The sequence below is a fragment of the Cohnella sp. GbtcB17 genome, assembly GCF_019091135.1.
Lineage (GTDB): Bacteria > Bacillota > Bacilli > Paenibacillales > Paenibacillaceae > Cohnella.
In genome coordinates this window covers 1-278 of the sequence record NZ_JAGXJW010000233.1, presented here as the reverse complement: position 1 = coordinate 278, position 278 = coordinate 1, and the positions used below count along the sequence as shown (strand labels likewise).

The following is a 278-nucleotide window of genomic DNA, read 5'->3' as shown; positions in this document are numbered from 1 at the left end:
GCAGCAAGCTGTCGGTCATCGATCAGGACGGGATACTCGTATTGGCCGCTTCCCAGGGCCGAAGGGAATACGCTCTGACAGTGGCCCCGGGGCAGCGCATGCCTATCCATGCCGGCGCGGCAAGCAAGATGCTGCTTGCACACCTGTCCCCGGAAGAGCTGGTGGTTTGGCTCGACAAACCATTGATCGGCTACACTCCGAAATCGATCACCGATCCAAAGCGGCTGATGACCGAGCTCACCCGCATCAAACGCCTGGGCTGGGCGCAGGATCGCGGC

Annotated in this window: 1 protein-coding gene; it reads left to right on the top strand. The window is 61.9% G+C overall.

The window, feature by feature from the left end:
- Positions 1-278, top strand: a 278-nt coding sequence (locus KVT38_RS33675) for an IclR family transcriptional regulator domain-containing protein (RefSeq protein WP_306795386.1), incomplete at both ends; no start/stop codon positions are given.